The following is a 6,144-nucleotide window of genomic DNA, read 5'->3' as shown; positions in this document are numbered from 1 at the left end:
GATCGGGATGGCGTTCGCGTCGCTGTAGGCGGGGGCCCAGTTGGCCGGGGCCTTGAGCTGGGCGTCGGTCGGCGACTCGGTGTAGCCGGTCTTGGGCTTGGTGAACGTGAAGCCGTCCGGGTGGATGGTCTCGCGCAGGCGGTTGACCAGGAAGTCCTCGCCGCCGTTCTTGAGCGGCTCGCGGCCGAGCTCGACGGGGAGCTTCACCGGGGCGCTTCCGTGGCGCAGGGCGCCCTGCGCGAACAGCCACGTGGCGTAGGTGTTGCCCGTGGCGGGCGTGTCGCCGGAGGCGGCGGTGCCCGGGATCTTCAGGCCGTCGTTGTACACGACGGTGTTGATGCCGTTGATCTGGTAGATGTTCAGCTCTCGCACGAGGCCGGTGGGATCGGTGTACTTGAGGTACTCGACCCTCTCCTTGTCCTTGTAGAACTGGGCCACGGACGAGTGCATGACCGCCAGGGCGATCTTGGAGGCGTAGTCGCCGAACATCTCCTCGCAGGCGTCGTCGAGAGTCGTCTCGGTGAGCTCGGTCTTGACGAGGACGTGGTCCTTCATCTTGGCGTGGCTCATACCGGCGTCGACGATGCCGAGCATCGTGCGCTGCTTGTACACGCGCCAGTACTTGGCGAGTCGCACGGCGATGGCCTGCATGGGGTTCGCCGCGGTGAAGTCGCCGGCGAACTGGCGGGAGCCCCATGCCTTGGCGCGGCCGTACACGACGCCGGTCTGCGAGCCGCCGGATAGCGTGCCCACGTCGATGTCGGTGCGGCCGTCGTAGTTGACGGGCGCGTCGTCGTAGTCGATCAGGCCGTAGAACGGCAGGGTGTACAGGTCTCCGCCGCCGGCGATCATCGAGTTGATGTAGCTGTCCTCGACCATGGCGCCGGACTGGATGAGCGCGGTGCTCATGAGGTCGGGCTCGTCGTCGAAGTAGGCTCCGAAGATCTCCTCGTCGAACGGGATGCTCGAGTTTCCGAGCGTCAGTGTTGCTGGCATGTTGCTACTCCTTCTTCAGTTGGGACATGATCTGGGGGTTGTCGGCCTTGAGCTGCAGCTGCTTGTCGTAGGGCAGCGACAGGAACTCCTTGCGGGTCATCGAGACTCCTCCGTCCCCGCCGCCGGCGCCCTGGAGCTTCGGGTTCGCCTTGAGCAGCTCGTCCTTGGTCGCCTTCTCCACCGCCTCGCGCTGCTTGCGCACGGTGCCGATGATCGACTCGGCGAACGCCTTGGTCGCGTCCGCGTCCTCGCTCACCACGCGGCCGACGAGCTCGTCGACCTCCGCGGCCTCGAAGAAGCCCGACTCGACGAACAGGGCCTTGGCGTCGAGGCCGTTGGCCTTGATCGCGAACTCGCGCTGCATCTGCTCGGCCTGGGCCTGCCGCTCGGCGAGGAGCTCCTCGGCGGTCATGCCCGCCTTGATCTTCTCGGATGCCTCGGCGAGCTGCTGCTCGAAGCCGGCCGCCTTGGCGAGCGCGGCGTCCCTCTCGGTCTTGCTCTGCTCGCCGGCCCTCTCGGCGTCGGCGAGGGCCTTCTTGACCGGGTTCAGCTCGCTGCCGAATCGGTTGAGCAGGGCGTCGATCTCGTCGTCGGTGGCGTTGGGGAAGATCCCCAGCACGTCTTCTCTCTTCATTTCTCTCCTTCGTCCTACGCCGGGTTGGTGACGCGGCCGGCACCGCACGGACTCGTGTATGCGCTACGCCACAGGGGCGATTTCGCCTTCTTCGGGCTCGGGCACTCCCGCCTGGGGGCCCGCCGCGACGGTCCTCGCGACCGTCTGCTCGGAGGCCACCGCCATCGCGGCGGCCGCCAGGTCGGTGCCCCGCTCGTCCGCGTACTCCTGGGACTGGCGGTAGGCGGCGTCGGGGTCGGTGAAAAGGCCGCATGCCTGGAACGCCAGCTGCGGGTGCACCTTCTCCGACTCGAGCATCGTCGTGAGCACCTGGGATTTGACCAGGATGTTCTCGTAGTTGCGCCGGTTGAACGCCAGCTCGATGTCTCGGATGCGCAGGTCGATGGCGCAGTCCGCGCTCTGACGGCAGATGGACAGCGCCACGCGCAGGAAGTCGCGCTCGGCGCGCTTGAACTGGAGCTCGTAGCTCTTGGCGTGGGACTCGGCCAGCGTCCACCCGTCGCGCAGCAGCACAGCGGCACCGGTGTCGGAGGTGGACCCGCCCTGGCCGTTGCGGTTGGGCATGCCGCAGATGTTCACGACGCTCTGGTAGAGGTCCTCCTTGGCGACCTGCGCCCCCGTCTGGTCGAGGTCGGTCTTGATGACGTCGATGTCGCTCTTGAACTGGGGGTCGATGGTCTTGACCTTCACGGCCCCGAGGTCGAGCATCTCGAGGAACTCGTCCTTGTCGACCTCGCAGTTCACGAACTTCATGAGCGCCTGCACCGTCTGCTCGATGTCGTCGAGGCGGTTGGACTCGATGACGTTTATCGCGTCCAGCAGGCCGAGGACCGGCTCGAACACGCCCATGCGCGCGTTGTTCAGCTGGTACTCGACGATGGGGTTCGCGCCGTAGGTGATGGGCCCGCGATCCCTCACGCTGCCGTTCTTCACGAGGAACCACATCTCGTCGGTGTAGACGTTGTAGACCTCGTCGTCATCGGAGTCGATGCCCGCCCACACGCTCATGACCACCCTGTGGTGGTATGAGCGCGAGCGAACGACGAAGGTGCGGCGCGGGTCGAGCGTGTAGATCTCGAAGGGGGCGCCGCCGTCCTCGGCATCGGCGGCGGAGTCGGCCTCGCACATGCGAAAGCCGATGCCGCCCACTGCCATCCACTCGAACAGGTCGCGGTCGCACGAGGCCTTGTCCTCGGCGAACATGAGCGTGTTCAGCTCGTTGACCTGCTTGAGCGTGTCGTCGTAGGACGCGTCGGAATCGTCGTCGGACTCCTGCATGCGGCAGGTGTACTGGAGGGGCTCGGCGAGCTGATAGCCGATCTTGAAGGCGACTACCTCCTGGGCGTGGTTCTCGACGACCGTGTTGTTGATGTCCTCGCGCACCTTCTTCTCGCGCCCGAGGATGGGCTGGACGCCCTTGTAGTAGCTCCACAGGTACTGGATCTGCGCCGAGTTGGCCCGGAAGCACGGCAGGGCCTCCTCGAGGGCCTGCACCACGTTGTCCTCGCAGATCTCGTCAAAGCGCGAGTAGACCGTAGCACGGCCCTTGTATACGGGCCTGACCGGCCCGTTCGCGTCCTGTCCGATAGTATCTGCCAACTCGCGCGCCTTTCTCGTAGGTAGTTCCGGGCGTTCCGGGCCGCATGAGAGAGGGGATGCTCCGTGCCAAACAAAGGAGGGGAAATTGGCGCGGCCCGGCCGCCGGCAGCGGAGAGGTTCCGCCGAGGCGCATAATCACGGTGCGGGAACGGCAAGTCCAGAGAAGATCGCATTCGGATGCATTCGGATGCATTGGTTCGCGTTTTTATGCATTTTTATCAGTTCGGATCAGCTCGCCCAGGCCGTCACCACGGGCGCCTCACGGCCTCGAGGCGCGCGACGCCGACGGTGGAGGCGAGGCGCTTATACATGGACAGCGCGTCGGGCACGTCGTCGTGCCTGTTCTTTCCCTCGGTCGTGTAGCGCATGAGCATCTGCATGGCGAGGCGGTACTCGGGGTCCGGCGAGTCGCGCCTGAAATGGCAGTGGGCCTTGATCCACATCGAGTCGTTGAGGATGCGGGTCTCCTTGTTCTCGGTGGAGTACTTCTTTCGGATGTCGATGGCGTGCCCGAGCTCGCGGCACCGGGCCGCCACCGAGTCCGCCACGCGGCCGCCGGCGCTGTTCGACTCGTACTGGGCGAGGCCCACGTCGTGCCTCGCGAGCGCCGAGGCGAGCTTGGGCTCGATGGACTCGGGCAGGCCGTTGTCGCACGTGATGTCGACGATGTAGTGCTCGGTGCCGTAGACGAGGCCGATGGGCTGCACGGCGTAGTCCGCCCCCCTGTCCTTCGTGTCGCACACCGCCAGCACGGCGTCGGGCTCCCCCTCGGGCAGCTCGTCGTACCACTTGAGGTCGTTCTCGGGGAACATGACGCCGCCCACCCAGAACGGGTCGGCCATGTACTTCGCCGACCAGGCGTGCTCCATCTTCTCCTCGCACAGGGCGCGCCGCTGGTCGCGGTAGTACTCGGTGCCGAAGCCCAGGCCGTACAGGTAGTCGAAGTTCGTCTCGTCGCGCTCGTCGAGCGCCGGTATGGCGATCACCCGGCACCTGGGGTCGCCGGCCCAGTGGTCGATCACCTTGCCTATGACGTCGTTGGGCACCCACCTCGTGCCGACGTGCACCTCCTTGGAGCCGTCGAGCTTTCGGTCGCGCAGCTGGTTGGCGTAGGCGGCGTAGAGCTTGTCCATGCGGTCGGCCGACAGGGCCTCCTCCAGCTCCTTGACCATGTCGTCGCAGTAGAGCCAGCCCTCCTGGCCGACCTCGACGATGCCCGTGTTGGATCCGCCGATGGGCCGGCACTGCAGCGTGGGGAAGCGCCCCTCCCTCACGAGCGCGATGGTGCTGTCCTTGGCGCTGGTGCCGGCGAGCCGGGCGTCGGGGAACACCTCGGCGAAGCGGTAGGTGTCCGAATCGCGCACCAGGTCGAGCACCTCGGTCCAGAAGCCGTCGGTCAGCTTCTCGGCGTAGCCGCTCATGAGGTTGGCGTCCAGGGGGTGCCGCCCCATGTGCCAGCTCATGGCGAAGCACCCCGTCGTCGACTTCCCGACGCGCGGCGGCAGCTGCACGACGAGCACCTCGATGCGCCCGTCCTCGAGGTCCTGGAAGCCCTCGCACACCTCGTAGAGCACGTGGCGGCGCGGCCGCCAGAACTGCTTGGCCGGGGGGCGGCGCCACTCCGTGAACAGCATGTAGCTGTCGAGGTCGGCCCGCGCGTTGAGCCTGAGCAGCTCCTCCACGCAGGCGAGGAGGCGCTCGGCCCCCTCGCCGTCGCCCCGGTCGGCCATCCAGGCCACGCGGTCGCACGCCGTCTCGCGCACCCACCTGGCGTAGGCCACCTCGACCACGGGCGACTCCTCGGCAAGGGCCGCGAGAACGGCCAGCGCGTCCTCGAACGGCTCGGCGCCCCGCGCGCCCTCGAGCTCCGCCATGATGGCGTCCAGCAGAATCTGATTGTCCATAGGGACCACCTCCGGAAAAAGAAAAGGCTCCGCAACTGAGTGCGGAACCTCTCCCGGCCGGCGCGATGTCCCCTAGCGCCCGTTGCCCCCGAAATCTGGCCTTATTATACGCGCCCCGCCCCTCTCCGGCGGGTCGTCATCCACAGGGACGTTGGCCGCCTCCGGGCACGTCTGCGCCATGAAGTAGCCGCAGTCGCACCTCCACTTGCCCACGTTCGGATTGAGCGTCTCCTCGAGGCGCAGCCTGCGCGACCTGCACTTTGGGCAGATGCGCGGGCTTCGCGCGAGCGACTGCAGGTAGTTGTTAAGCCGCGCCATTTCCGAGCCTCCCGTCCTCGATCATCCGGTATATGGTGACGCGCCCTACGCCGAGCACGCGGGCCGCCGCCGACTTGCCCTCCTCGGCGAGCGCTCGCTCGGCCTCGGCCATTAGCGCGGGATCGTGGCGCTTGGGCGCGCCCCCCTTGTACTTGCCGGCGGCCTTGGCGATGGCGATGCCCTCGGCCTGCCGCTGCAGGTTCTTCTTGCGCTCGGCCTCGGCCACGTAGGACAGGAGCGAGAGCATCATGTCCTCCACAACCTTTCCCACATCTCCCATGGCCCTCATGGCCGCCGAGTCCATGAACTCGAGGTCGAGGCAGGATATGTCGCAGCCGACCTCGCGCGTGATGCGCTTCCACTCGGCCGTCACCAGGTCGTAGCTGCGCCCCAGGCGGTCGAGCGAGTCGACCACGATGCGGTCTCCCCCGCCTATGGCCGACATGAGCCTCGCCCACTCGGGCCTGTCCATGTCCTTGCCGCTGCACCTGTCGACGAACAGGGCGTCCCCGTCGATGCCCATCCCGCGCATCTTCGCGATCTGGCGCTCGACGTTCTGCTCCGCCGTGGACACGCGCACGTATCCGTAAACTGTCATGTGGTACACTCCTCTCGCACGAAAACTTCTCCGGCTTGCGGGCCGGGGCGGTTTGCAAAGGGCGGTCCGCTGCGACGGGTCGCCCTTAGTTTTTT

The 6,144-nt window shown here is 66.7% G+C and carries 6 protein-coding genes; all 6 read right to left on the bottom strand.

The genetic code is table 11. From position 1 onward, the window contains the following. The coding region (locus VJ923_RS07280) for a hypothetical protein (protein ID WP_326440052.1) at nt 1-996 on the bottom strand (996 nt) is incomplete at its 3' end. 4 nt (nt 997-1,000) lie between these two features. Further along, on the bottom strand, nt 1,001-1,630 hold the full coding sequence (locus tag VJ923_RS07275; RefSeq protein WP_326440050.1) for a hypothetical protein: 630 nt from the start codon (nt 1,628-1,630) through the stop codon (nt 1,001-1,003). Nucleotides 1,631-1,693: 63 nt separating this feature from the next. Continuing rightward, nucleotides 1,694-3,229 (bottom strand): phage portal protein, encoded by a 1,536-nt coding sequence (locus tag VJ923_RS07270; RefSeq protein ID WP_326440048.1) that lies wholly within the window; start codon nt 3,227-3,229, stop codon nt 1,694-1,696. Nucleotides 3,230-3,474: 245 nt separating this feature from the next. Continuing rightward, nucleotides 3,475-5,133: a phage terminase large subunit gene (gene terL, locus VJ923_RS07265; RefSeq protein ID WP_326440046.1), complete on the bottom strand. Its 1,659-nt coding sequence runs from the start codon at nt 5,131-5,133 to the stop codon at nt 3,475-3,477. Between the two features lie 72 nt (nt 5,134-5,205). Further along, nucleotides 5,206-5,451: a hypothetical protein gene (locus VJ923_RS07260; protein ID WP_326440044.1), complete on the bottom strand. Its 246-nt coding sequence runs from the start codon at nt 5,449-5,451 to the stop codon at nt 5,206-5,208. Next, entirely contained in the window at nt 5,438-6,049 is a 612-nt protein-coding gene (locus tag VJ923_RS07255; RefSeq protein ID WP_326440042.1) for a recombinase family protein, read from the bottom strand. The genes VJ923_RS07260 and VJ923_RS07255 overlap by 14 nt, the downstream gene beginning before the upstream one ends. Nucleotides 6,050-6,144 lie beyond the last annotated feature (95 nt).

Source organism: Adlercreutzia shanghongiae (genome assembly GCF_035830635.1).
Classification (GTDB): Bacteria; Actinomycetota; Coriobacteriia; order Coriobacteriales; family Eggerthellaceae; genus Adlercreutzia; species Adlercreutzia shanghongiae.
The sequence above is the reverse complement of the archived record's forward strand: the minus strand, read 5'-3'. Positions and strand labels throughout refer to the sequence as shown.

Coding starts and splice junctions, on each gene's coding strand:
- VJ923_RS07275 (WP_326440050.1), bottom strand. CDS start 1,630: ATGAAGAGAGAAGACGTGCTGGGGATCTTCCCCAACGCCACCGACGAC.
- terL (WP_326440046.1), bottom strand. CDS start 5,133: ATGGACAATCAGATTCTGCTGGACGCCATCATGGCGGAGCTCGAGGGC.
- VJ923_RS07260 (WP_326440044.1), bottom strand. CDS start 5,451: ATGGCGCGGCTTAACAACTACCTGCAGTCGCTCGCGCGAAGCCCGCGC.
- VJ923_RS07255 (WP_326440042.1), bottom strand. CDS start 6,049: ATGACAGTTTACGGATACGTGCGCGTGTCCACGGCGGAGCAGAACGTC.